Here is a 24,466-nt window from a genome sequence, read left to right as displayed (position 1 = left end):
AGAAATTATTCTAACGATTGCATCGAAACCAATTTACTGTAGGTTCCGTCTAGCGCAATTAATTCTTCGTGTGTACCTTGTTCTACAATTTTGCCTTTTTTCATTACCACAATAAGATTAGCATTTTGTATAGTGGAAAGGCGGTGGGCAATAACGATAGAAGTGCGATTTTGCATCATGTTTTCTAGGGCTTCTTGTACAAATTTTTCGCTCTCAGTGTCTAAGGCAGATGTTGCCTCATCAAGTATCATAATTGGAGGATTTTTGAGTACGGCTCGAGCGATAGAAAGTCGCTGTTTTTGTCCGCCTGATAGTTTGTTACCGCTGTCACCAATATTGGTGTTGATTCCGTTAGGTAAATCATTTACGAATTCAAAAGCATTGGCAATTTTTAAAGCATCAATAATTTCCTCATCGGTAGCGTCTGGTTTTCCTAAAAGTAGATTGGCTTTTATCGTATCGTTAAATAGAATACTATCTTGTGTAACCAAACCAATCAAATTTCTCAAAGCCACCAAGTCCATGTCTTTGATGTCTATTCCATCAATTTGAATGGCTCCTTCATGTACATCGTAAAAACGGGTTAACAAGTTGGCTATGGTGCTTTTTCCGCTTCCAGATTGTCCAACTAAGGCAACGGTTTGTCCTTTTTTAACCTCTAAAGAGAAGTTTTTAAGTACATTTTCATCTTCGTATTTAAAATTAATGTTCGAAATGGTAATTTCTGATTCAAATGCTTCTTTTTGAATTGCATTTTCTTTAGAAGTGATTTCGTTTTCTACATCCAAAACTTCAAAAACACGCTCGGCAGCTGCTAGTCCATTTTTCACCGAATACGAAGCTTTGGAAATAGCTTTAGCTGGTGTTAGGATATTGAATGCTAAGGTTAAATAGACAATAAAAGAAGCTCCATCAAGTGATTTGTCATTTAAAACTAAGAGGCCTCCGTAAAAAAGTAGTATGGCAATGGTAGTTACCCCAAGAAATTCGCTAAGCGGAGTAGCCAAGTTGTTTCGGCTTCCGATGCTGTTGGTTAAATTAAGCAAACGTGTTACCGAGTCATTAAATCGACCTTTAAAACTAGGTTCTGCATTATAACTTTTTACTACTTTAAGTCCTCCTAAAGTTTCTTCAACCACAGAAATTAATGAACCGCTTTCTCTTTGCGCTTCTAAGGATTGACTTCGTAAATTTTTAGCTAGTTTGGAAATAATCCAACCCGAGATTGGCATGAAAACCAATACAAATAAAGTAAGTTTCGTACTAATGGCAAACATCATTCCCAAAGCAAAAACGATAGTTAAGGGTTCTTTTACTACTAATTCTAAGATGGAAAAAAAAGAGTTTTGAACTTCGTTAACATCACCAAGCATGCGCGCCATCATATCACCTTTTCTTTTTTCAGAATAATAGGAGATAGGTAACTCAATAATTTTGGCATACATTGATCGTCTCAAATCTTTCAAAACACCATTTTTAAGATGCATGATGTGAAAAGAGGCTAAATAATTGAATAAATTCTTAATAAAAAAAGTTGTTATTACCATAGCAACCACAAACAAGAGTACCACCTCGGTACTCTCATTCTCTGATAAAGATGAAATTTTGAAATTGATATAATCAGTTACATATTCCTTCAGGTGCCCTATTCCTTTATAAATAGGTTGAGCATATGCTTTTTGATCTTCTGTTTTTCCAAAAAGTACTTGAAGTACAGGAAATAGAGTCAACATCGATATGGTGCTAAACAAGGCATACAAAATATTAAAAATCACATTCCAAATGATATGTGCTTGATAAGGTTTTGTATAGGGTAATAATTTTTTTATGTTTTGATCCATTTAAGTTGTTTTTTATTAGTAAGACCCGATGAGTTGATCACTTATCGGGTCTTTGCCAAAACGTAGTTTGGGCTTAATTAAGTTGCATTGCAGTTATGATATTGTTGATTTTTTGGTTTAAAAGGCTTTCAACTGCATCAAAATCTTTGGTTGATTCTAAAGTGGCATTCACGCTGATATAAAACTTAATTTTAGGTTCAGTACCAGAAGGTCTAGCGCAAATTTTTGAACCGTCCTCGGTGTAGTATATCAGTACATTCGATTTTGGAATGTTCATAGTGTCTTCTTCGCCTGTCAATAAATTTTTGGCAATAGAAGATTGATAGTCTTCCACCATAATCACGCGTTGTCCGTTAATTTCTTTCAATGGATTTTCGCGCAAATCAATCATCATTTGATTGATAGCTTGTAGGCCATCCATACCTTTTTTGGTCAAGGAAATTAAGTGCTCTTTATAAAATCCGTGATCAACATATAGATTGATTAATTCTTTATAAACAGAACTTCCATTGGCCTTTGCTTGAGCGGCTAATTCGCAAACCAACAAGGTAGCTGCTACGGCATCTTTATCTCTTACGGCATCGCCGACCATGAATCCAAAACTCTCTTCGCCACCTCCAATGAATTCTAATTCAGGGAAATCTTTGATCATTTTGGCAATCCATTTGAAACCTGTTAGTCCAACTTTGCATTCTACATCATAGGCTGAGGCTAACTCCATCATCATTGGTGTAGAAACAATAGTGGATCCAACAAATTGTTTTCCGTTGATTTTGCCGGCTTGTTTCCACTTTTCTAACAAAAAGGCGGTCATTAAAATCATGGTTTGATTTCCGTTTAATAACACCATTTTTCCTTCGTTATTTCTAACGGCTACACCTAAACGGTCACAGTCAGGGTCGGTTCCAACTACAATGTCGGCATTGGTTTTTTCAGCTAATGCCAATGCCATAGTTAGTGCTTCTGGCTCTTCGGGGTTGGGTGATTTTACTGTTGGGAAATCACCATTCGGCACTGCTTGTTCTTCAACGATGTGTACATTTGTGTAGCCAGCATTTTTCAATGTTTGAGGAATTGCTGTAATTGATGTACCATGTAAAGAAGTGAAAACGATGTTTAGGTTTTCTTTGGCTGCTGATGGTGTATTGAAACTTGCGTTTTTGATTGATGAAGCGATAAAAGCCTCGTCAATTTCTGTATCGATCAGGTGAATCAACTCTTCTTGGGCGGTGAAGTTGATTTCGTCATACTTGAGATTTTCAATCATTTGAATAATTTCTCCATCTTGTGGAGGAACAATTTGTCCGCCATCTTGCCAATATACTTTATAACCGTTGTATTCTGGTGGATTGTGAGACGCAGTTAAAACAATTCCGCAGTGACAATTTAAGTGTTTTAAGGCGAATGACAATTCGGGAGTAGGTCTTAAATCGGAAAATAAATACACCTCTATTCCGTTAGCCGAAAATACATCCGCTACTGTTTTTGCTAGTGTTTTACTATTGTGTCTACAGTCGTAAGCAATTACGGTTTTAATTTTTTCCCCTGGAAATACTTTTTTTAAATAATTGGATAAGCCTTGAGTGCTTTTGCCTAAAGTGTATTTGTTGATGCGATTATCGCCAACCCCCATTACACCTCGCATACCGCCGGTGCCAAATTCTAAATTTTTATAAAAACTTTCTTCTAAATCTTTTGGAGCAGTGGTCATTAACTCTTTTACCGCCTCTTGAGTTGCGGTGTCAAATGTTGGGGTAAGCCAAACATTTAGTGCATCTAGGATATTTTGAGGAATATGCATTTTTATTAATTTTAGTGAAACAATTTATATTGGATGTATAATTAAAAAAGGATGAAATCAACTTATACATTTATTTGTTTTGCAATTTTATAGCGCTCTTCATTGTTTTTGGTTCTAAGGATGATTTCTCCCAAAAATCCTGCTAAGAACAATTGAGTACCCAATACCATTGTTGTTAATGCAATATAAAACCAGGGGTTGTTGGTAACGAGGCTATACTTCATGTCATTGTACATATGATACAATTTTGAAATTCCAATGTAAGCGGCTGCAAAAAAACCTATAACAAACATTAGAGAGCCAATGGCACCAAATAAATGCATTGGTCTTTTGCCAAAACGAGACAAAAACCAAATGGTGATTAAATCCAAAAATCCATTGATGAAACGGTCCATTCCAAATTTGGTTTCGCCGTATTTTCTGGCTTGATGTTGTACTACTTGTTCGCCAATTTTTCCAAAACCAGCGTTTTTGGCTAATACAGGAATGTAACGGTGCATTTCACCAGAAACTTCAATGTTTTTAACCACAACATTTTTATAGGCTTTTAATCCGCAGTTGAAATCATTCAATTGCACTCCAGAGGTTTTTCTGGCAGCCCAGTTAAATAGTTTGGAAGGAAGATTTTTGGCTACAACGGAGTCATAGCGTTTCTTTTTCCAGCCCGAAACCAAATCATATTTTTGTTCGGTAATCATGTTGTATAATCCTGGGATTTCATCAGGGCTATCTTGTAAATCGGCATCCATTGTGATAATTACATCACCTTTAGCCTGGGCAAATCCAGCATGTAACGCTTGCGATTTACCAAAGTTTTTCATGAAACGAATGCCTTTTACATTAGGATTTTCCTCAGCCAGCTTTTCGATTATTTGCCAAGAGTTGTCTGAGCTTCCATCGTCTAGAAAAAGGATTTCATAAGAGTAGTTGTTGGATTGCATCACCTTGATTATCCATGAGTACAATTCCGGTAGAGATTCCTCTTCGTTCAAAAGAGGTATTACAATTGATAAATTCATTTAATTTATTCTTGATAAGATTTTCTTGTTTTGAAAAAAGCGGCCATAATAAGACCGAAAATAGAGCTAAAAGCTAAACTAGTTAGCATTCCTTTTAATAAGGATGAAATGTCATAAGGGCTACTTTCTTTCATTCCTTTTATCGCTTCATTGATTGCCGAAGCTGGAGCTCCAAACTTTTGCATCATTGAAATGGTATATTTTAGGGTAATTTCGTTTAATGTATCTTTGGCAGAAGGATCAATAATATTGAAAAGCAAGATATTAAAAAGGGTAGATATTAGTATTCCTAAAGCTGCAGCTATGAAATAAGTAGTGAAAGCGTCTTTAAAAGAAAAATCTCCTTGAATTTCTTTTTTGGTTTTAATTAATAAAAGGATGCCAATAATTAAATAGATGGCAATACTTAAAATTCCAATCCATGGTTTGATAAATAGTTTAAGGTCAATTGTGTAGAGTGTAGCAGTAAGGAGACAAGAGAATAGTCCTGATACGATTCCGAAGGTTATCCCGTTCTTTTTGATGATTTCGTTAATCATTTTAGGCAAGGTTTTAATTTAATCGACAAATATAGCAAATATGCACGTATTAGTATTAAAAATGTTTTTTCAGCTGAGGTAAAAAAAAATGAAATAAAAGATTTGTGTTTCTAAAAATAAATGTAAATTTGCACACTCAAAAATAAAAATGAAATATTAAAAAGTTATAAGTTGTTTATACCTTTTCAAGGTTTTTGAAAAGCTGCAAAACAAATTATAATTGAAACTTATAAAACAAAATTTATCATGAAAAAAGGTATTCACCCAGAGAATTACAGATTAGTTGCTTTCAAAGACATGTCAAATGACGATGTTTTTATCACTAAATCTACAGCAGAAACTAAAGAAACAATTATTCACGAAGGCGTTGAATATCCAGTTGTAAAAATGGAGATTTCTAGAACTTCTCACCCTTTTTACACAGGTAAATCTAAACTTATCGATACTGCAGGACGTATTGATAAATTCAAAACTAAATACGCAAAACACGTTAAATAATTTTAACTCGTTTTTAAATACAGTAAAGCCTTTCTATTTAGAAAGGCTTTTTTTATTGGTTTTTAGTGGTTTGCTATACGTTTATAATGGGAGTGTAAAGGAAATTAGTTGTAAATTTGTGCACAAAAACGCAAAAACTAAAACAATAACCAAAACGTTTAATAATGAATTACATCCTTTTTGACGGTCCCGCAAGAAATGCGTTGTTGCCGTTTACTTTTACTCGTCCGGTGGCTGATATTTTGGTAGGTATCATGACCATTCGTCAAAAGTGGGAGTGGTATTTAGGTACAACAACTACCACTTTGACCGAGGAGTATTTGTCTGAGAAATACCCTATGGTAGAATTAGAGCATAATGTAATGATTAATGCTTCTTATTTGCCCAATGCTGTTTTGGCAGAAATGGTTAAAAATTTGGAACCCAATCAAGCCATTCTTAAGAATGATGAAATTGTTGCATTTTACACAACAGATAGTCAAGAGGAAGTTGATTTTGATTCCTATGAAATTATTGATTACCTTGATGAGGGGATTGTTATCGAAAATACTTGGGATATTTTTTCTAAGAATGATCAAGCAATTAGAGAGGACTTTGTTATTTTGACACAAGAGAGACATTCACAAAGAGTACCCAAAAGTGTGAATGTTATAGCGCCGGAAAATATATTTATTGAAGAAGGGGCTCAACTTGAATTTGTAACCTTGAATGCATCAACTGGTCCTATTTATATTGGGAAAAATACCGAGATCATGGAAGGTACTGTAATTCGTGGACCATTCGCGCTTTGTGATAATGCCTCTGTAAAATTGGGGGCCAAAATTTATGGCGCGACTACAGTAGGCCCGGGTTCTAGGATAGGAGGCGAAGTGAAAAACTCGGTTATTTTTGCTAATTCTAATAAAGGTCATGAAGGGTTTTTAGGGGATTCTGTTCTGGGTGAATGGTGTAATATTGGCGCCGATAGCAACAATTCGAACCTTAAAAACAATTATGAAGAAGTACGTTTGTGGAGCTATCAAACAGAGGGTTTTGCGAAAACAGGACTTCAGTTTTGCGGATTAATGATGGGCGATCATAGTAAATGTGGTATCAATACCATGTTCAATACAGGAACTGTAGTAGGAGTGAGTGCTAATATTTTTGGAAGTGGGTTTCCAAGAAATTTTGTTCCAAGTTTTTCATGGGGAGGTGCATCTGGGTTTACGACTTATCAAACCAAAAAAGCTTTTGAAACGGCGAGACTAGTAATGTCACGTCGCAATATTGCTTTTGATGAAAAAGAAGCAGCGATTTTAGAGCACGTTTTTGAAATTACTAAAAAGTATCGTAAAGAATAAAAAGTTCTTCAACTGTTTATAGAAAATGCCTCTTTCATTTTGGAGAGGCTTTTTTTATTGCACTTAATCGGGATACCAATTGCGCAATTCTTTATTTAAACTATCTTTGCACCTTCAAAATTTTAGCGTTCAAAATCATCTGATTTTTAACCTCTAACCTTTTATTTTTAAATTAATGATTACAGTAAACGATATTGCCGTTGAATTTGGTGGCACAACTCTTTTTAGCGAAGTTACTTTTGCTATTAATGAAACCGATAAAATTGCCCTTATGGGTAAAAATGGAGCGGGGAAATCTACTTTGTTAAAGATTGTAGCAGGGGTAAACAAGCCTACACGTGGGGTTATTTCGGCTCCAAACGATGCCGTAGTAGCTTATTTGCCGCAACATTTATTAACGGAAGATAATTGTACTGTGATGGAAGAAACATCCAAAGCTTTTGCGGGTGTTTTGAATATGAAAAAAGAAATCGATGATATCAATGAACAATTGACCATTCGCACGGATTACGAAAGCGATGACTACATGAAATTGATTGAAAGAGTTTCTGAATTGTCCGAAAAATATTATTCGATTGAAGAGGTTAATTATGAAGCTGAAGTTGAAAAAATATTAAAAGGTTTAGGTTTTGAAAGAGAGGATTTCAATCGCCCCACCAAAGAGTTTTCTGGTGGTTGGAGAATGCGAATTGAATTGGCAAAAATCCTTTTGACTAAGCCTGATTTGATTCTACTCGATGAGCCAACCAATCACTTGGATATGGATAGTATCGAATGGTTAGAGGACTTTTTGATTAATCAAGCCAAAGCGGTTATGGTAATTTCTCACGATAGAGCTTTTGTCGATAATATTACCAACCGTACTATCGAAGTGACAATGGGAAGAATTTATGACTACAAAGCCAAATATTCTCATTATTTAGAATTGCGAAAAGAAAGACGTGTTCATCAGCAAAAAGCTTACGATGAGCAACAAAAATTTATCGCAGATAATCAGGCGTTTATTGAGCGTTTTCGTGGTACTTTTTCTAAAACCGATGCCGTACAATCTCGTGTGAGAATGTTGGAAAAACTTGTTCCTATCGAAGTAGATGAAATTGATACTTCGGCTTTGAAATTGAAATTTCCACCATCAGTTCGTTCGGGGCAATATCCTGTTATTGTGAAAGATTTGGAAAAATCGTATGGCGATAAATTGATTTTTAAAGATGCCAATTTAGTAATTGAGCGCGGTCAAAAAGTGGCTTTCGTGGGTAAAAACGGTGAAGGTAAATCTACCATGATTAAAGCCATCATGAAGGAAATCGAAATCAATGGGGGTTCTGTAGAGGTTGGGCACAATGCACAAATTGGCTATTTTGCCCAAAATCAAGCCGCCATGTTGGATGAGAATGCTACCATATTTGAAACCATTGACAGAATTGCTGTTGGAGATATTCGAACGCAAATAAAAAATATTCTTGGAGCGTTCATGTTTCAAGGAGATGATATTCAAAAGAAAGTAAAAGTACTTTCTGGTGGAGAGAAAACGCGTTTGGCCATGATTAAATTGTTATTAGAACCTGTAAATCTTTTGATTCTGGATGAGCCGTCCAATCACTTGGATATGAAAACCAAAGATATTATCAAAGATGCGTTGCGTGATTTTGATGGGACTTTAATTCTAGTTTCGCACGACAGGGATTTCCTTGACGGATTGGCCACAAAAGTTTTTGAGTTTGGAAACAAGCGTGTCGTAGAGCATTTTGAAGATATCAAAGGTTTTCTTGCTCATAAGAAAATGGATAGTATGCGAGAAATCGAAAAGAAATAATTTATTTTATTTTGAAATAATCAAAAAGGCAAGTGGTTCATTCACTTGCCTTTTTTGTTTTATGTTGATTGTAATGCTTTTTTGCTTTTGAAATACAAGGCGATATAGGATAAAATAGCGCAAACTATTCCAATTATAATCATATTGTAAATTGGATTTTGTACTTGTGATAAGGTGCCTTCTTCAATAATTAGGATTCGAAACGCCTTTAAAAAGTGGGTCAATGGAATAATATTAGCCACGCCTTGAACCCAATTGGGCATTTGGCTTAAAGGCCAACTAAATCCACTCAAAATAAAACTTGGAGTAGCAATCACCATTAAAATTTCGGTGGCTTTGAGCTGATTTGGAATCAAAATACTTACTAGAATTCCAATAAAAGAGACCGAGAGAATAAAGATACCTGCCACAAAAGTGAGTTGTGGAAGGTTCGTGAAAAAAGGAATCCGGAAGTAAAAGGTGAACAACCAATAGATAAGCCATACTCCAAAACTCATCACTAAATAAGGGATAATTTTAACGCTTATCATCTGTACAATCGAATTGCTTTTTTGGACTAATTGGCTAAAAGTACCGTTCTCGAATTCGGACGCAAAGGAAAGCGCTAAGGCTAATAACATAACTTGTTGTAGAACCGCCGATAAAACACCTGGCCATAGATAATACATATAGTTGGTGCTTCGATTGTATTTTTTTATGAAAGTTGTTTTAAAAGGTTCGTATTGAGAGGGAATTAATTTTTCGGGAACACCTTGTTTTCTTAGCGTTTCCATTTGAATTCCCACCTTTAAAGTCCCTAAACAAATTTGTATAGCGGTTGATGCATAATTGGCAGTTAGAATATTGGCTGTGTTAACTATAGTAGTTATCTCAGGATATTTTTTGGTAAACACCATTTTTTGAAAACCTTTTGGAATGATGACTACCGCATTAGCCTCTTTATCAATAGTAATTTTTGCCACTTCATTTTGATCGTATAAAACCGCAGCTACATTGATAACTTCATCATCGTTAAACATCTCGATGGCTTTGGCGCTCATTTCGGTTTGATCATAATCTATTACTAGTATGGGTAAGTCGGTTACTTTTCCTTTGCTATATACATATCCTAATAATATGGCATACAAAAGTGGTGCACCAATGAAAAGCATTCGTAACACACTATTTTGCCAAAACAATTGAAATTCTCTTTTTAATAGGGAAAAGAAGTGCTGCATAATTATAAAGATAAAGTGGCTGATGTTTTTGAGATCAAATCTTTCGTGTCTTGCACTTGGATGGGTGTAATTTTGATTTCAAACAAACTTTCTTGCATTTCATAGTCGGGATAAGCGGTTGCGATATTTCCGTAGGCGCTCAATTGCTTTATGGTAGTGATTTTTCCTTTGATCGATTGTTTGTTGTATGGGATAGTAACTTCTACTTCTTGACCTTTTTTGAGTTGGTTTAACTTGCTCTCTGCGATTGTAAATCTAAAATACGTGCTATTTTTTATAAATCCATTAAATAGAGTGTAGCCTGGAAGCGCCAATTCTCCCAGATTTAAAGTTATGGTTTCGATGCTCATGTCTTGAGGTGCAATTACATATCGTTCTTTATTGGCAGTTTCTACTTCTTGTAGTGCCCCGTATGCACGTTCTTGTTGTCCGAGCGCCATTTCTTGTTGCTCTTTTCTTGCTCCTTTTTTAGCATCGTCCAATTCGGCTTGAACGGCATTGTATTGGGCTAAAGCGCCTTGATATTTGGCAAAAGTTTCGTCGTAAGTTTGTTGTGGGATCAGAGAGTCTTTCAGCATATTATTCAAACGTTTAATCGATTTTTGTGCAAACTGATATTGTTCTCTTAAAGCCATTAGTTTGGCTTCCAATTGTTTGATTTGATTGTCGGTTGCTCCTTTTACAGCCATGTTGTATTGGGCTTTTGCCGAAAAAACAGCGCCTTCTGCTTGACTTTTTTTAGCATCGACTTCTGGAATATCCAAAATGGCAAGGGTGTCTCCTTTCTGTACCAAATCTCCTTCTTTGACCAGCAAACGGATGATTTTTCCAGGTACTTTGCTAACAATTGCAATTTGTTCTTTTTCTACTTTACCCTGAAGGAGTTCTTTTTTTTGGGATTGGTTACAACTCGCACATAATAGAAGAGTGAGGAATGATAGGAGTATATTTTTCATCTTTAGCTATATTTTGATTGGAATCTGATTTATTGTTTGTTAAGTTGTTTGGTAAGATCGCCAGTAGCAATTATCGTTTCTATAGCTGCCAAACGTTGGTCAATTAGGGTATTAATTTTGCTTACGGCACTTTTGAAACAATCATTTTCAGCTTCTAATCGTTCAGAGACTGAGATAAGACCTTGAGCGTATTGTTTCGAAGCAAGATTTAAATTGTTTTTTGAAATTTTTTCTTGTTGGTAAGCGATTTCTAATTTTTTATTCAAAACTGTATAATTGACCCAATTGTTTTCAAGTAGCAATGCTAGTTTTTCTTTCGTATCATCAATTTGATTTTGCAGTTGATGGATGTTTAGTTTGGCTTCATGAATTTTGTGTTGTCTTTCAAAGCCTGTGAAAATCTCCCATTTTACAGCTGCTCCAACCATCCAATTGTTGCTTATGGTCAATTCGTTGAGCCCTAAATATAGCGCCTGATTGACTCCAGTGATTACTGGTGTAGTGGCTCTAGCATCGAATAAACTTGAATAGGTAATGCCTCCAAAGGCTCCAACTGTTGGGAGATAAGTGCCTTTTTCTTTTTTTAATAAAAATTCATAAGCTGTTTTAAAAGATTCGAGAGCTTTGATTTCCTGTTTGTTTTCAGTGTTTAATTGATTATTCAGGATAAGGTATGGTTCTAAATTGTAGGTAACCAAGTTAATTTGCGAGGCATCGTAGCCGGTTAAATATGTGATTTTTTTGTAAATCAGCTCTCTTTTTCCGTCAAGTTCTGCTTTTTTGGATTGTAACTCTAAAGCAGCAAGTTTGATTTTGTCTCGGTCATAGGGTACTGCTAGGCCTTGTTCGATGGCTTTTTGGACTCTTTTTGCTTCGGTTTGAAGGCGATTATTACTGTCTTTAATTAAAGTGTCAATGGCTTTTAAAAGTGACAATTGATCAAAAGTATTGATAACCTCTTTGATGATTTGGTCTTTTTCGGAGTCTTTTAGGAATTGCGTCCCTTTGGTTTTTTCTTTAATCGCTTTGGCGCCATTTGGGATTTGCATACCACTAAAAAGGACTGTTTTTGCCATAATACTACCATTGAAAATATTGCCATAATTATCGAAAGGCGTTTTTCCGTCAAAAAGAGGATAATTGATAATGGGTATTTGAGTAGTGGGTAAATCTACCGTGAGTTTGTTGTCGAAATAAGAATAAAGGGCACTAGCTTCAACCGTCGGAATGTATTTGTTCCAGATTCCTTTTTCTTGTAAATGCAATTTTTCGATTTCGAGTGTTTTGTTTTTTTGTGAAAGGCTTTTTTCTAAAGCTTTGTTTATTGCTTCGTCTAAAGTGGTTGAGATTTTTATTTGTGAATATACATTTGAGCAAAATAAAAATAGAATTGTAATAGTATAGGCACGATTGTTGAAAAGTATTTTCATATAGAGTGGAATAGATTCGAACGAATAGGGTGTTTTAATAAAAAAGGACTTAAAAATACTAAAAAATATTCGTAACTCGTTTAATATTAAACTTTTATTAGTAAATTTAATTGTTATAATTTTTTACTATCTTAGTAGTAAATTAACGCTAAAGAATAGAATTATGAAAAAAATCATGTCCTATATTGCTATAGTTGTGTTGAATCTTGTGGGTTTTGTGGCTTTTTCTCAAAACAATGATGAGCCAGAAGCTTTAGGGTTGCCAGGGGATAATTTGAATTTATACGCTGTTTTAGATGTTTTTCAAAAGTCCAAAACACTAGAGGAGTTTGAAAAATCTATAAATGATCGTGACAATAAAATTAATAATCTGGATTTGAATAATGATAATGAAACCGATTACATTCAGGTGTCAAGTGAAAAAAAAGGCAATACCTTTTTAATACTCTTGCGAGTTTCACTAAATAGATCCGACAAGCAAGATGTGGCGGTAATTGAAGTGGATAAGAGTAAAAATGGAGAAATCATTGTTCAGGTTATAGGGGATGAAGAATTGTATGGTAAAGATTATATTGTAGAGCCTTCTCAAAATGGAAATGCAGGCGGTACCGTAAATCCTGGATATTCTGATGGTAATACGACTATTATAAATAACAATACAACGAATAATTATACAACAAACAACAGTGATAATTATAGATCAGGAACATCGGTAAGTGTTTGGCCTGTAGTGCTTTATTTGTTTTCGCCCTTATTTGTGCCATGGCGTTCTCCTTGGTATTGGGGGTATTACCCTTCTTATTGGAGACCATGGCGTCCGTATTATTATAGAACTTATTGGGGGTATCATCGTCACTTTTACAGAAATTATTATTACAGAAGGTCTCCATATTTGCGTACGCCATACTATAGAAAGTATTATTATAACCGTAGAGTGTATTCTAATGTAGTAAGAAGAAATAGGTTGAATAACCTTTATAACAAAACGTATGAGGGTAGAGTATATAGAAGGCCTAATGCGCCAATAGTTCGTCCAGGCTTTAATAATCGACCTGTAAATACTAATCGCCCTATAAATGGGAATAGGCCTATAAATGGGAATAGGCCTATAAATGGGAATCGACCGGTGACCTTGCCTGCTAATCGCTACCCTGTAAATACCACAAGGCCAGGTTCGCAATCAAATACATATCCGAATGTTACTCGGCCAGGAAATACTAATTCTAGACCTACAACTTATCCGTCAACTAGGCCAAATTATGGAAGTTCGAGTACGTGGCCTTCAACACGGCCAACTAATAACCCAATATCTTGGCCAAGTTCAAATGCTTCAAAACCTGTGTCAAGGCCAATCTCAAGACCAGTTACTAGGCCTTCATCAGGATCGTTCTCTCGTCCTTCAGGTATGAATCGAGCAAGTCGTGGAGGAGGAAGAAATTAACAAAGCAATACAAGCTGTCTATTTAGGCAGCTTTTATTTTACAATCTAATACCTGGAGGTAGCAGTTCTTTATAAGAAGGATTTTTTTTGAAAAATTGCACTATTTTTGGTTGGATAGGCACGGCTTTCAATTTGCGTTCGCTGATGTTGTTAAGTATGGTTTCGAAAAATAGATGGATGGTTTTTTCGTCAGAAAATCCCTCAGGCGCGTTGAATTTTGTTAAAAAAATCTTTTTTTCTTGCAAAGAGTATTCTACAGATAGCAGCCCTTCATTTACCATGGTTTCAAATTGTCTGGCAAAAACATTGTCTTTAATTTCCATAATTGAATAGTTTTTTTGAAGTTGAATTTTCTGAGATACAAATTGTTGCTTAATAGGTACAAGAAAAGTTATAGTAAAGGTACAAAAATGGCAAAATGTATTTATTAAGAAGTTGCTTCTTTTGTGGATTGATGCTATTTTTGTTGGGAAGCAATTTAATAACATTAAAAATGATACTTGTATTGCTTTAAAAGGTAAATTGTACAGGATTTTGAATACTTTTAGATGAAACGCATTCCAGTATATTTCATGCCAGGTTTGGCAGCTTCTTCTGCTATTTTTGAACGAATTGCATTGCCACCCAATCAGTTTGAAATGTTTTTTTTAGAATGGGAAATACCTTTGCCTAATGAAAAGTTAGATCAATATGCGAAACGAATGACGCAAAAAGTAACTCATGAAAACCCAGTTTTGGTAGGAGTGTCCTTTGGTGGGATTTTGGTACAAGAAATGGCTACTTTTTTACAGCCACTCAAAGTGGTTATTATATCAAGTGTGAAATCTAACAGAGAATTTCCAAAACGATTAAAAATAGCCAAAGCAACCAAAGGCTATAAATTGATTCCAACCAAGTTGATCGTAAATGTGGAGCAATTGATACGGTTTTCTTTTGGAGAAAAAATAAATAGCCGATTGCAATTGTATAAGAAATTTTTATCAGTTAGAGATGTTAGGTATTTGGATTGGGCAATTGAGCAAGTAGTACATTGGGAAAGAGAAATAGTCGATTCTAAGGTGATTCATATTCACGGTGATCAAGATGAGGTGTTTCCTATACAATACATTTCAAATAGTATTATTGTGCCCGGAGGCACCCATGCTATGATCTTATTTCGGTACCGATGGTTGAATGAGCATTTGCCGGATATCATATTGAGAGGTAATAAAAAAGGCGATGAACTATAGTAGTTGCATCGCCTTTTTTATAGAATAGAAAGCATTTAGATTTTTTTCATTTGCTCTTTCATCATAGTGATTTGTTCTTTAAGCATGTTTTGTTTGTCTAATTTCTTGGCTTCATTCAGTAAATTAGTAGCTTCTAATTTGCGTCTTCTAGAAAGTGCTATACCGGCCAAATTTAATTTTGCAACGGCCAAGTCCATGTCCATAGATAAGCCTAATTCAACAGCTTTTTTGAAATATTTTTCAGCTTGGTTGATGTTGGTTTGAGAAACCATGATACCGTGAAGGTAGTTAAAGTAACCTTGTTGTTTTTTTACTAAAGCGGTTTCAGGGTTTTTAATATAAGAAAGCCATTTTTGAGCACCAGGAAAATCTTGTTTTCTAAGTTTTAAAAACGCTAATAGTATAAATTCATTTTTGTAATAAAGAAAAATAGGAAAGGCACTTAGAAACAAAAGGAAAATGCCGTTTCCAATATTGGATTCTGTAAATTGCCAAATAGCTGTAATAATGATTAATGCGGCAAGAATAAGTTTGATATTTCTGTGAAACATAATAGGTGTTAATTTTTGATTGCAAATATAGTAAAAGGATTTGAAAATATTTTTTTAAAACTACTTGCTAAAAATAAAAGTCTTTGTATATTTGCACTCGGTTTTGGAATAAGGGTTTATCCAAAAGAGTTAGATACATAATTTAAGATTTAAAGATACAAAGCAATGAGCAAAAGAACGTTTCAACCATCGAAAAGAAAAAGAAGAAATAAACACGGATTTATGGACAGAATGGCATCTGCGAATGGAAGAAAAGTTCTGGCGCGTAGAAGAGCTAAAGGAAGACATAAATTAACTGTTTCTAGCGAGCCTAGACACAAAAAATAATGTATTCTTAGAAAACATAAAGGCGTTACTTATTATTAGTATCGCCTTTTTTTTATACCCCAACGTCTCTCAGATTTTTTCTGATTTTTTTTAAAAAATAACAACACAAATTATATAAAATGCCGAAAGACAACTCCATTAAGTCTCTACTGATAATAGGTTCTGGTCCTATTGTAATTGGTCAAGCTTGCGAATTTGATTATGCAGGTTCACAATCTGCGCGTTCTATTCGTGAAGAAGGAATTGAAGTTATTCTAATCAATTCAAATCCTGCAACGATTATGACCGACCCATCGATGGCGGATCATGTGTATTTAAAGCCACTTACCACCAAATCTATTATTGAAATTCTAAAAGCTCATCCTCAAATCGATGCCGTTTTACCTACTATGGGAGGGCAAACCGCTCTGAATTTATGTCTAGAAGCTGATGAAAAAGGTATTTGGCAAGATTTTGGCGTTAAAATGATTGGTGTAGATGTTAATGCTATTAATATCACTGAAGATAGAGAACAATTTAAGCAGTTATTGCAAAAAATCAATGTTCCTACGGCACCTGCCAAAACAGCAACATCTTTCTTACAAGGAAAAGAAATTGCGCAAGAATTTGGTTTCCCTTTAGTAATACGTCCTTCTTTTACTCTAGGAGGAACAGGAGCTGCTTTCGTGCATAAAAAAGAAGATTTTGACGCTTTGTTAACTCGTGGATTAGAAGCTTCACCCATTCATGAGGTGTTGATTGATAAAGCTTTATTGGGTTGGAAAGAGTACGAATTAGAGCTTTTAAGAGATAAAAATGACAACGTAGTAATCATTTGTTCTATCGAGAACATGGACCCTATGGGAATTCATACTGGAGACTCTATTACGGTTGCTCCTGCAATGACTTTGTCAGACACTACTTTCCAAAAAATGCGTGATATGGCCATCTTAATGATGCGTTCTATCGGAAATTTTGCAGGAGGATGTAATGTACAATTTGCAGTTTCACCTGATGAAAAAGAAGATATAGTGGCTATTGAAATCAATCCTCGTGTATCGCGTTCTTCTGCTTTAGCTTCAAAAGCTACAGGTTATCCAATTGCAAAAATTGCTTCAAAATTAGCCTTAGGTTATACATTAGATGAGTTGCAAAATCAAATTACTAAGTCTACTTCGGCTTTGTTTGAGCCTACTTTGGATTATGTAATTGTGAAAATACCACGTTGGAACTTTGATAAATTTGAAGGTTCAGATCGAACTTTAGGGCTTCAAATGAAATCCGTTGGTGAAGTAATGGGAATCGGACGTTCGTTTCAAGAGGCTTTACACAAAGCGACTCAGTCTTTAGAAATCAAACGCAATGGTCTTGGAGCTGACGGTAAAGGATATAAAAATTACGAACAAATCATCGAGAAACTCACCTTTGCTAGTTGGGATCGCGTGTTTGTAATTTATGACGCTATTGCCATGGGTATTCCTTTGAGTCGTATTCATGAGATTACCAAGATTGACATGTGGTTCTTGAAACAATATGAAGAGCTTTTTGTATTAGAAAAAGAAATTTCTACTTATAAAGTGGATACTTTGCCAAGAGAATTGTTGTTAGAAGCCAAACAAAAAGGTTTTGCCGATAGACAAATAGCTCACATGATGGGATGCTTGGAAAGTGAAGTGCATCAATTGAGAGAAAAAATGAAAATTAACCGAGTTTTCAAACTGGTTGATACTTGTGCGGCAGAATTTAAAGCGCAAACTCCTTATTATTATTCCACTTTTGAAGCTGAAATTGAAACGGCCAATGGAGAGCGTTTTGTTCACAACGAAAGTATAGTTACTGATAAAAAGAAAATTGTAGTATTAGGTTCAGGGCCTAATAGAATTGGACAAGGAATCGAATTTGATTACTCTTGTGTTCACGGAGTTTTAGCTGCTAAAGAATGTGGTTTTGAAACTATTATGATCAATTGTAATCCGGAGACGGTTTCTACAGATTTTGATACTGCCGATAAATTGTATTTTGAACCTGTGTTTTGGGAACATATTTACGATATCATCCAACACGAAAAACCAGAAGGAGTTATCGTTCAGTTAGGTGGGCAAACAGCTTTGAAGTTGGCTGAAAAATTATCTAAGTATGGCATTAAAATTATTGGAACAAGTTTTGAGGCACTAGATTTAGCTGAAGATAGAGGACGTTTCTCTGATTTGTTGACAGAACTTGATATTCCTTTCCCGAAATTTGGTATCGCTGAAACCGCAGATGAAGCTTCTAAATTGGCAGACTCTTTAGATTTTCCATTGTTAATTCGTCCTTCTTACGTTCTTGGAGGTCAAGGGATGAAAATTGTAATCAACAAAGAAGAATTAGAAGAGCATGTAATTAACTTATTGAAAACTATTCCAGGTAACAAGTTGTTGTTAGATCATTACTTAGATGGTGCTATTGAGGCAGAAGCAGATGCGATTTGTGATGGTGAAAATGTGTATATCATTGGTATCATGGAGCATATCGAGCCTTGTGGAGTACACTCTGGTGATAGTAATGCTACACTGCCTCCTTTTAATTTGGGAGAATTTGTGATGCAACAAATTAAAGATCATACTCATAAAATTGCCTTAGCATTAAAAACAGTAGGTTTAATAAACATTCAGTTTGCTATTAAAGATGACACTGTTTATATCATCGAAGCCAATCCAAGAGCTTCTAGAACGGTTCCGTTTATCGCAAAAGCGTATGGTGAGCCTTACGTAAACTATGCTACAAAAGTAATGTTGGGTGTAAATAAAGTGACTGATTTTGATTTCAACCCGCAATTGAATGGGTTTGCCATCAAACAACCAGTATTCTCATTTAGTAAGTTCCCAAATGTTAATAAGGCTTTAGGGCCAGAAATGAAATCAACTGGTGAGAGTATTTTATTTATTGATGATCTAAAAGATGATCAATTCTATGAATTGTATTCTAGAAGAAAAATGTATTTGAGTAAATAATTCAATATCGCTAAAAATGAAAGCCCCGAAAGGGGCTTTTTTTATTGATTACTTTTTGGTAACAATGGGTTTGTTGTTTCTACTCCATTCGCTCCAAGAGCCAACATACAATTTTGGAATGGGGAGTCCAGCAATGGCAAATGCAAGTATTGTATGGCAGGCTGTAATGCCAGATCCACAGTGAATTATGGTGTTGTCGATAGTAGTGGCATGATTTTGATATTTTTCTTTTAAAAGGGAAGGAGACAAGAACAGTTGGTTTTCGTCTAAGTTTTGTGAAAAAGGAATGTTGATGGCTCCAGGAATATGTCCAGCGACAAGATCTATGGGTTCGCTTTCTCCGTTATAGCGAAAAGCTTCTCTAACATCAATTACTGTATATGAAGGTAGTTGAGCTACTTTTGTAACTTCCTCAATTGAAGATAAAGGCCATTGCCAAGATTTGCAAGGGTATTTTTCTTGTTTAGTAATTGCAACAAGATTGGCATTGGTTGGGAAGCCCGATTTTTCGGCAGCTTGAATCCCTCCATTGAGTACTTGAACTTTGATATGTCCAATGGATTTTAGCATCCACCAAAATCTTGCAGCTGCATTTGCCCCGTTTTTATCATCATAAACTACAACATGTGTTTTTGGTGTGATGCCTAATTCTCCCAAAGTAGTAGCGAATTGTTCTATACTAGGCAAAGGATGTCTCCCTCCTTCGGCAACATCTTCTTCTATAGTAGCTAGTTGGGTATTACTGTCAACGAAAATTGCTCCGTCAAGATGCTTATGATAATAGTTTTGTCTAGTATTTGGTCCATTAGATGCATCCACAAGTGTGAAGGGTTCTTTGTTGTATAAGTCAAGAAGTTGATGCGCATCTATAATTGGGCTAAGCGTTTCGTTCATTTAGAAAGTAATTAGAATGGATTATTTAAGGTGTTTTTTGAAAAATGCTATAGTTCTATCCCATGCCAAAGTAGCTGCTTTTTCATCGTAACGAGGAGTTGAATTGTTGTGAAAACCATGATTCACCTCAGGATAAATATACGTGGTGTAATCTACTTTGTTTTGTTTTAGTGCGGCTTCATAAGCAGGCCAACCTTCGTTAACTCGTGTGTCCAAACCTGCGTATTGTATCAAAAGAGGTGCTTTTATTTTAGCTGCATCTTCGGCATTGGGTTGTCCTCCGTAGAAAGGTACGGCTGCTCCTAGTTTTGGAATTCGAACCGCCATCATATTAGCAATCCATCCGCCAAAACAAAATCCTACGACTCCCACATGTCCGTTGCAGTCTTTGTGTTCTTTTAAGAATTCGTAAGCGGCAATAAAGTCTTCTAACATTTCTTCTCGACTACGTTTTTTTTGTAATTCTCTACCAGCGTCATCATTGCCTGGGTAACCTCCTAGAGGACTCAAAGCGTCTGGAGCCAAAGTAATAAAGCCTTCTAAAGCGCCTCTTCTTCCGACATCTTCAATGTAAGGGTTTAGGCCTCTGTTTTCATGAACCACAATGATTCCTGGAAGTTTTTTCTTTTTGTTTATAGGTTTCGAGAGCAATCCTTTGATAGTGCCACCGCCTTTAGGAGAAGGGTATTGAATATAGTCGGATTGTATTCGAGGGTCGTTTTTGTCTATTAAAAGTGTCGTGGTGTAATTTGGCGATATAAACTGCAATAAAGTGGGAAGCGTAAGGCTGCCTACCGCAAATAGAGATAGTTTTTCAATAAATTGTCTTCTTTCTATTCTGTTGTGGGCGTAATCATCGTATAAATCATAAACTTCTTGGCTAATTTCGGCCTTGTTGATTTCTTTCATCTTCCTGGTTTTATGTATTATGTTGTTTGGGTGTAAGTTTGATTCTGTCTTACCTGGTTAAAAATAGTTATTTTTTGTTTATTTAGTTAATGCACTGTGAAAATCAAAGTTAAATTAAGTATTTTTATAGTATATCCAATTGAATTTAAGTTAAATGGCGCTTTTTGAAAAAATCAACTCTAAACTGATTCCTATTGTTAATACGGGATTTGGTTCTAATGCTAGCAATACCAATAAACGATTTATGAATAAAAACGGGAAGTCTAGAGTGCTTCGTATGGGTTTATCATATTTTGAAAGGCAGAGTTGGTATCATGTGTTGTTGGATTTGCCAACTTGGAAATTTCTGGGGCTGATTTTTATTTTTTATGTGGGAATAAATTTTGTTTTTGCTGGTTTGTATTTTGTGATAGGTGTTGAGAATTTGAATGGGATTCACACCTCGTCTAATCCATGGGATCAAATTGGACAGGCGTATTTTTTTAGCGCGCAAACTTTTACCACAGTTGGATATGGTCATATTAGTCCAACGGGATTTGTAACAAGTGCTCTTGCGGCATTAGAAGCTTTGTTTGGTTTGATGAGCTTGGCTATTGTAACGGGTTTGTTCTTTGGAAGATTTAGTAATCCGAGGCTTTATTTGAAATTTTCTCATAATGCTATCATTGCACCTTACAAAAATGGAACTGCTCTGATGTTTAGAATGGCGCCTTTCAAAAATACCAATTATTTGAATGCTAAAGTGCAAGCAAATTTAGGATTGCATGTGGAAGAAAACGGTGTGTCTACTACGAAATTTTACAATTTAGATTTAGAAATCAATACGATAAACACGCTGGTGTTAAGTTGGACGGTTGTGCATCCAATTAATGAAGATAGTCCGTTTTATCAATTTTCGCCGGATGATTTTAAAAACAGACATGGCGAAATCTTGGTGTTTGTGACCACTTTTGATGAAATGTATAGTACCACTGTAGCCAAAAGAACGTCCTATTTGTTTTCGGAAATTGTTCATGGGGCCAAGTTTAAATCGATGTTCGAGAGTAGTAAAAAACATGCTCAAACCGTGTTGTATCTCAATCAAATAAATGATCATGAGTTAGTAGAACTTTAATTGTATTTTTTGTTGTACATAAAGAAAATTGTTTTACATTTGTTTAATAAAATATGAAAAACGATGAACAATATTAAAAATGTATTCAGCATTAAAGACCTAGAAAATCTCTCGGGTATAAAAGCGCATACTATTCGTATTTGGGAAAAAAGATACAATGTATTGCAACCCATGCGTACGGATACTAATATTCGTTTGTATGATCTTCATAGTTTGCAAAAACTATTAAACATCACATTACTTCATGATTATGGCTATAAAATTTCAAAAATTGCAACCTACTCTGAAGATAAAATTCCGTCATTAGTTAGAGAAATCACCAGTTCTAAAAACGCAAAAAATCATGCAATTAGTGATTTTAAAATTGCGATGATGAATTTTGATCAAGATTTGTTTTTTCAAACATACAATTGGTTGATGACCAAGAAAACATTTCAGGAGGTTTTTATGCAAGTTTTTGTGCCACTAATGAATGAAATAGGGGTGTTGTGGCAAACCGATACCATCACACCAGCGCATGAGCATTTTATTAGTTATTTGATTAAGCAAAAATTATTAATAAACATCGAAAAAGAACAAACTAAGCCAGTACTATATAATGATAAAGTATATGTGTTGTCGTTGCCAATGAACGAAATTCATGAGCTAGGCTTGATGTATGTTCATTATGAAATCTTGCTTAAAGGATATAAAGCGGTATATCTTGGAGAAAGCATGCCAATAGATAACTTAAAAGTTGTAAAAAACAATTTTGATCCAATTATTTACGTCACCTATATGACTGTACAGCCAGAGCGAGAGGGTGTGCAAGCCTATGTAGAAGCTATGGAAAATGAATTACTTGGAGATGATTCGAAATTATGGTTTATAGGACGATTAACAGAAAACATTCAACTTGATAAATTATCCGAAAACACAAGAGTTTTTGATTCCATATCAGAATTGGTAGATGCCATTTAACACCAGCCCATCCGATTTAAAGATTTAGCCCATGTGGTTTTAATTTTCAAAAGATAAGTTCAAATCCCCAAATTCTTCAAACAATGAAAAAAATATCAATTATAGGTTCCGGTTTTTCTGCCATGGCGGCCTCCTGTTATCTTGCAAAACAAGGACATCAGGTAACTGTTTTTGAAAAAAATGCTACCATAGGTGGAAGAGCAAGACAGCTAAAAGCACATGGGTTTACCTTTGATATGGGGCCCAGTTGGTATTGGATGCCTGATATTTTTGAACGCTTTTTTGCCGATTTTGGAAAAAAAACCACAGATTATTATGAGTTGATTAAATTGTCTCCGGCATATAGAGTGTATTTTGGAGTGAATGATTTCATTGCCATAGCCGATAATTTAGAAGACATCGTGACTACCTTTGAGTCAATTGAAAAGGGTAGTGGCAAGGTGCTACGAGAATTTATGGCACAAGCCAAAACAAATTATGATATTGCCATCAAGGACTTGGTGTATCGTCCAGGTGTTTCTCCTTTGGAATTGATTACACCCAAAACGGCTACAAGGGTAGGGCAATTTTTTAGCAACATCAGTAGAGATGTTCGTAAAAAGTTTAAAAACCCAAGACTGATTCAGATTCTTGAATTTCCTGTTTTGTTTCTTGGAGCTAAACCTTCGGATACACCGTCTTTCTATAATTTTATGAATTTTGCCGATTTTGGTTTAGGAACTTGGCACCCTAAAACAGGAATGTTTGATGTGGTAAAGGCCATGCAGGCATTGGCAATAGAGTTAGGAGTGACTTTTGTAACCAATGCAGCCGTAGAGAATATTGTAGTAGAGGATAAAACGGTTAAAGCTATAGTTGTCAATGGTCAAACAATACCTTCAGATGTAGTAGTAAGTGGTGCCGATTATCATCATACAGAAACCTTGTTGTCTCCTGAGTTCAGAGCCTATTCAGAATCGTATTGGGATAGTCGAGTATTTGCCCCTTCTTCATTACTTTTTTATGTCGGATTCGATAAAAAAATTGAAAATATTACACATCACGCCTTGTTTTTTGATGTCGATTTTTATCAACATGCCAAAGACATTTACGATGAACCACAATGGCCAAAAGAGCCTTTGTTTTATGCCAACTTCCCTTCGTTGACCGACCCATCCACGGCTCCAGAAGGAATGGAATCGGCTTTCTTTTTGGTGCCCTTGGCCCCCGGAATTAAGGATACTGAAGAATTGCGTGAACAGTATTTTGAAAAAATAATCACTCGTTTTGAGCAACTTACGCAACAATCTGTGAAAAAAAATATTATATTTAAACAATCGTTTTGTAAAAACGATTTTGTTTCAGAGTATAATTCCTATAAAGGGAATGCTTACGGTATGGCCAATACATTGCTGCAAACCGCCTTTTTAAGACCCAAACTGAAAAGTAAAAAAGTACATAATTTATTTTTTACCGGACAGTTAACTGTACCAGGTCCAGGAGTGCCACCTGCATTAATTTCTGGAAAGTTAGTGTCAGAATTAATAGAACATCAATTTTCAGCAGCATCATAAATTTTAAACCAAATTTCTTTTGTTGAAACTTGAAATTGTGAAGGATTGAACATAAACCATTG

At 35.3% G+C, this 24,466-nt stretch carries 21 protein-coding genes; 10 read left to right on the top strand and 11 right to left on the bottom strand.

Annotated elements, in window-relative coordinates; genetic code table 11:
- Positions 1-5: 5 nt before the first annotated feature.
- The 4 genes from ACZIX2_RS07200 to ACZIX2_RS07185 all read right to left on the bottom strand — a co-directional run bounded on the left by ACZIX2_RS07200 (position 6) and on the right by ACZIX2_RS07185 (position 5,200).
- Positions 6-1,841 carry an ABC transporter ATP-binding protein gene (locus ACZIX2_RS07200; protein ID WP_463339415.1) on the bottom strand — a complete coding sequence of 612 codons (1,836 nt, stop codon included), beginning with the start codon at positions 1,839-1,841 and terminating at the stop codon, positions 6-8.
- 73 nt (positions 1,842-1,914) lie between these two features.
- Complete coding sequence (locus tag ACZIX2_RS07195) at positions 1,915-3,642, bottom strand: phospho-sugar mutase (RefSeq protein WP_463339414.1); 1,728 nt, start codon at positions 3,640-3,642, stop codon at positions 1,915-1,917.
- Between the two features lie 62 nt (positions 3,643-3,704).
- Complete coding sequence (locus tag ACZIX2_RS07190; protein WP_463339413.1) at positions 3,705-4,661, bottom strand: glycosyltransferase family 2 protein; 957 nt, start codon at positions 4,659-4,661, stop codon at positions 3,705-3,707.
- Between the two features lie 5 nt (positions 4,662-4,666).
- A complete protein-coding gene (locus tag ACZIX2_RS07185) occupies positions 4,667-5,200 on the bottom strand; it encodes a DUF4199 domain-containing protein (protein WP_463339412.1) in 534 nt (177 codons plus the stop codon).
- Between the two features lie 246 nt (positions 5,201-5,446).
- Here ACZIX2_RS07185 and ACZIX2_RS07180 point away from each other — a divergent pair, with 246 nt between their 5' ends.
- From ACZIX2_RS07180 to ACZIX2_RS07170, 3 genes are all read left to right on the top strand, one after another.
- Positions 5,447-5,698 carry a type B 50S ribosomal protein L31 gene (locus tag ACZIX2_RS07180; RefSeq protein ID WP_024981357.1) on the top strand — a complete coding sequence of 84 codons (252 nt, stop codon included), beginning with the start codon at positions 5,447-5,449 and terminating at the stop codon, positions 5,696-5,698.
- A gap of 164 nt (positions 5,699-5,862) precedes the next feature.
- Positions 5,863-7,038 carry a GlmU family protein gene (locus ACZIX2_RS07175; protein ID WP_463339411.1) on the top strand — a complete coding sequence of 392 codons (1,176 nt, stop codon included), beginning with the start codon at positions 5,863-5,865 and terminating at the stop codon, positions 7,036-7,038.
- A gap of 175 nt (positions 7,039-7,213) precedes the next feature.
- A complete protein-coding gene (locus ACZIX2_RS07170) occupies positions 7,214-8,851 on the top strand; it encodes an ABC-F family ATP-binding cassette domain-containing protein (RefSeq protein ID WP_463339410.1) in 1,638 nt (545 codons plus the stop codon).
- Positions 8,852-8,910: 59 nt separating this feature from the next.
- Here ACZIX2_RS07170 and ACZIX2_RS07165 read toward each other — a convergent pair whose 3' ends face one another.
- Genes ACZIX2_RS07165 through ACZIX2_RS07155 form a run of 3 tightly spaced genes read right to left on the bottom strand, consistent with a single transcriptional unit; the run spans position 8,911 to position 12,454 of the window.
- Positions 8,911-10,068 carry an ABC transporter permease gene (locus tag ACZIX2_RS07165; RefSeq protein WP_463339409.1) on the bottom strand — a complete coding sequence of 386 codons (1,158 nt, stop codon included), beginning with the start codon at positions 10,066-10,068 and terminating at the stop codon, positions 8,911-8,913.
- Positions 10,069-10,070: 2 nt separating this feature from the next.
- The gene (locus ACZIX2_RS07160; protein ID WP_463339408.1) at positions 10,071-11,024 is read right to left on the bottom strand and encodes an HlyD family secretion protein; all 954 of its coding nucleotides are present in this window, start codon (positions 11,022-11,024) and stop codon (positions 10,071-10,073) included.
- Between the two features lie 29 nt (positions 11,025-11,053).
- The gene (locus ACZIX2_RS07155) at positions 11,054-12,454 is read right to left on the bottom strand and encodes a TolC family protein (protein ID WP_463339407.1); all 1,401 of its coding nucleotides are present in this window, start codon (positions 12,452-12,454) and stop codon (positions 11,054-11,056) included.
- Positions 12,455-12,617: 163 nt separating this feature from the next.
- Between ACZIX2_RS07155 and ACZIX2_RS07150 the strand changes: the two genes are divergently transcribed.
- Positions 12,618-13,895 (top strand): hypothetical protein, encoded by a 1,278-nt coding sequence (locus ACZIX2_RS07150; protein ID WP_463339406.1) that lies wholly within the window; start codon positions 12,618-12,620, stop codon positions 13,893-13,895.
- A 38-nt stretch (positions 13,896-13,933) separates the two neighbouring features.
- On the opposite strand, the gene ACZIX2_RS07145 is transcribed toward ACZIX2_RS07150, so the two are convergent.
- Positions 13,934-14,218, bottom strand: coding sequence for a GNAT family N-acetyltransferase (locus ACZIX2_RS07145; protein ID WP_463339405.1), 285 nt, complete (start codon positions 14,216-14,218; stop codon positions 13,934-13,936).
- A 225-nt stretch (positions 14,219-14,443) separates the two neighbouring features.
- Here ACZIX2_RS07145 and ACZIX2_RS07140 point away from each other — a divergent pair, with 225 nt between their 5' ends.
- Positions 14,444-15,124, top strand: a complete 681-nt coding sequence (locus ACZIX2_RS07140; protein WP_463339404.1) for an alpha/beta hydrolase family protein — start codon at positions 14,444-14,446, stop codon at positions 15,122-15,124.
- Positions 15,125-15,159: 35 nt separating this feature from the next.
- Here ACZIX2_RS07140 and ACZIX2_RS07135 read toward each other — a convergent pair whose 3' ends face one another.
- On the bottom strand, positions 15,160-15,675 hold the full coding sequence (locus tag ACZIX2_RS07135) for a DUF2892 domain-containing protein (RefSeq protein ID WP_463339403.1): 516 nt from the start codon (positions 15,673-15,675) through the stop codon (positions 15,160-15,162).
- A 165-nt stretch (positions 15,676-15,840) separates the two neighbouring features.
- Between ACZIX2_RS07135 and rpmH the strand changes: the two genes are divergently transcribed.
- Positions 15,841-16,002, top strand: coding sequence for a 50S ribosomal protein L34 (gene rpmH, locus ACZIX2_RS07130; RefSeq protein ID WP_008464848.1), 162 nt, complete (start codon positions 15,841-15,843; stop codon positions 16,000-16,002).
- Between the two features lie 119 nt (positions 16,003-16,121).
- Positions 16,122-18,974, top strand: a complete 2,853-nt coding sequence (gene carB / locus ACZIX2_RS07125; protein WP_463339402.1) for a carbamoyl-phosphate synthase large subunit — start codon at positions 16,122-16,124, stop codon at positions 18,972-18,974.
- 48 nt (positions 18,975-19,022) lie between these two features.
- Here the strand turns inward: carB and ACZIX2_RS07120 are convergent, their stop codons facing one another.
- Together ACZIX2_RS07120 and ACZIX2_RS07115 are read right to left on the bottom strand one after the other, a co-directional pair.
- Positions 19,023-19,868, bottom strand: a complete 846-nt coding sequence (locus tag ACZIX2_RS07120; RefSeq protein WP_463339401.1) for a sulfurtransferase — start codon at positions 19,866-19,868, stop codon at positions 19,023-19,025.
- 21 nt (positions 19,869-19,889) lie between these two features.
- Positions 19,890-20,777: a dienelactone hydrolase family protein gene (locus ACZIX2_RS07115; protein WP_463339400.1), complete on the bottom strand. Its 888-nt coding sequence runs from the start codon at positions 20,775-20,777 to the stop codon at positions 19,890-19,892.
- Positions 20,778-20,931: 154 nt separating this feature from the next.
- On the opposite strand from ACZIX2_RS07115, the gene ACZIX2_RS07110 reads away from it, so the two are divergent.
- The 3 genes from ACZIX2_RS07110 to ACZIX2_RS07100 all read left to right on the top strand — a co-directional run bounded on the left by ACZIX2_RS07110 (position 20,932) and on the right by ACZIX2_RS07100 (position 24,404).
- Positions 20,932-21,891: an ion channel gene (locus ACZIX2_RS07110; RefSeq protein WP_463339399.1), complete on the top strand. Its 960-nt coding sequence runs from the start codon at positions 20,932-20,934 to the stop codon at positions 21,889-21,891.
- Positions 21,892-21,954: 63 nt separating this feature from the next.
- On the top strand, positions 21,955-22,851 hold the full coding sequence (locus ACZIX2_RS07105) for a MerR family transcriptional regulator (RefSeq protein WP_463339398.1): 897 nt from the start codon (positions 21,955-21,957) through the stop codon (positions 22,849-22,851).
- Between the two features lie 83 nt (positions 22,852-22,934).
- Positions 22,935-24,404: a phytoene desaturase family protein gene (locus ACZIX2_RS07100; protein WP_463339397.1), complete on the top strand. Its 1,470-nt coding sequence runs from the start codon at positions 22,935-22,937 to the stop codon at positions 24,402-24,404.
- Positions 24,405-24,466: the final 62 nt, after the last annotated feature.

The organism is Flavobacterium riviphilum, assembly GCF_055231795.1.
Note: the sequence above shows the minus strand (reverse complement) of the source record. Positions and strands in the feature narration are given on the sequence as shown.

Coding starts and splice junctions, on each gene's coding strand:
- ACZIX2_RS07105 (WP_463339398.1), top strand. CDS start 21,955: ATGAACAATATTAAAAATGTATTCAGCATTAAAGACCTAGAAAATCTC.
- ACZIX2_RS07100 (WP_463339397.1), top strand. CDS start 22,935: ATGAAAAAAATATCAATTATAGGTTCCGGTTTTTCTGCCATGGCGGCC.
- ACZIX2_RS07155 (WP_463339407.1), bottom strand. CDS start 12,454: ATGAAAATACTTTTCAACAATCGTGCCTATACTATTACAATTCTATTT.
- ACZIX2_RS07200 (WP_463339415.1), bottom strand. CDS start 1,841: ATGGATCAAAACATAAAAAAATTATTACCCTATACAAAACCTTATCAA.
- ACZIX2_RS07195 (WP_463339414.1), bottom strand. CDS start 3,642: ATGCATATTCCTCAAAATATCCTAGATGCACTAAATGTTTGGCTTACC.
- rpmH (WP_008464848.1), top strand. CDS start 15,841: ATGAGCAAAAGAACGTTTCAACCATCGAAAAGAAAAAGAAGAAATAAA.
- ACZIX2_RS07185 (WP_463339412.1), bottom strand. CDS start 5,200: ATGATTAACGAAATCATCAAAAAGAACGGGATAACCTTCGGAATCGTA.
- ACZIX2_RS07140 (WP_463339404.1), top strand. CDS start 14,444: ATGAAACGCATTCCAGTATATTTCATGCCAGGTTTGGCAGCTTCTTCT.
- ACZIX2_RS07120 (WP_463339401.1), bottom strand. CDS start 19,868: ATGAACGAAACGCTTAGCCCAATTATAGATGCGCATCAACTTCTTGAC.
- ACZIX2_RS07135 (WP_463339403.1), bottom strand. CDS start 15,675: ATGTTTCACAGAAATATCAAACTTATTCTTGCCGCATTAATCATTATT.
- ACZIX2_RS07115 (WP_463339400.1), bottom strand. CDS start 20,777: ATGAAAGAAATCAACAAGGCCGAAATTAGCCAAGAAGTTTATGATTTA.
- ACZIX2_RS07165 (WP_463339409.1), bottom strand. CDS start 10,068: ATGCAGCACTTCTTTTCCCTATTAAAAAGAGAATTTCAATTGTTTTGG.
- ACZIX2_RS07160 (WP_463339408.1), bottom strand. CDS start 11,024: ATGAAAAATATACTCCTATCATTCCTCACTCTTCTATTATGTGCGAGT.
- ACZIX2_RS07170 (WP_463339410.1), top strand. CDS start 7,214: ATGATTACAGTAAACGATATTGCCGTTGAATTTGGTGGCACAACTCTT.
- ACZIX2_RS07190 (WP_463339413.1), bottom strand. CDS start 4,661: ATGAATTTATCAATTGTAATACCTCTTTTGAACGAAGAGGAATCTCTA.
- ACZIX2_RS07145 (WP_463339405.1), bottom strand. CDS start 14,218: ATGGAAATTAAAGACAATGTTTTTGCCAGACAATTTGAAACCATGGTA.
- carB (WP_463339402.1), top strand. CDS start 16,122: ATGCCGAAAGACAACTCCATTAAGTCTCTACTGATAATAGGTTCTGGT.
- ACZIX2_RS07175 (WP_463339411.1), top strand. CDS start 5,863: ATGAATTACATCCTTTTTGACGGTCCCGCAAGAAATGCGTTGTTGCCG.
- ACZIX2_RS07150 (WP_463339406.1), top strand. CDS start 12,618: ATGAAAAAAATCATGTCCTATATTGCTATAGTTGTGTTGAATCTTGTG.
- ACZIX2_RS07180 (WP_024981357.1), top strand. CDS start 5,447: ATGAAAAAAGGTATTCACCCAGAGAATTACAGATTAGTTGCTTTCAAA.
- ACZIX2_RS07110 (WP_463339399.1), top strand. CDS start 20,932: ATGGCGCTTTTTGAAAAAATCAACTCTAAACTGATTCCTATTGTTAAT.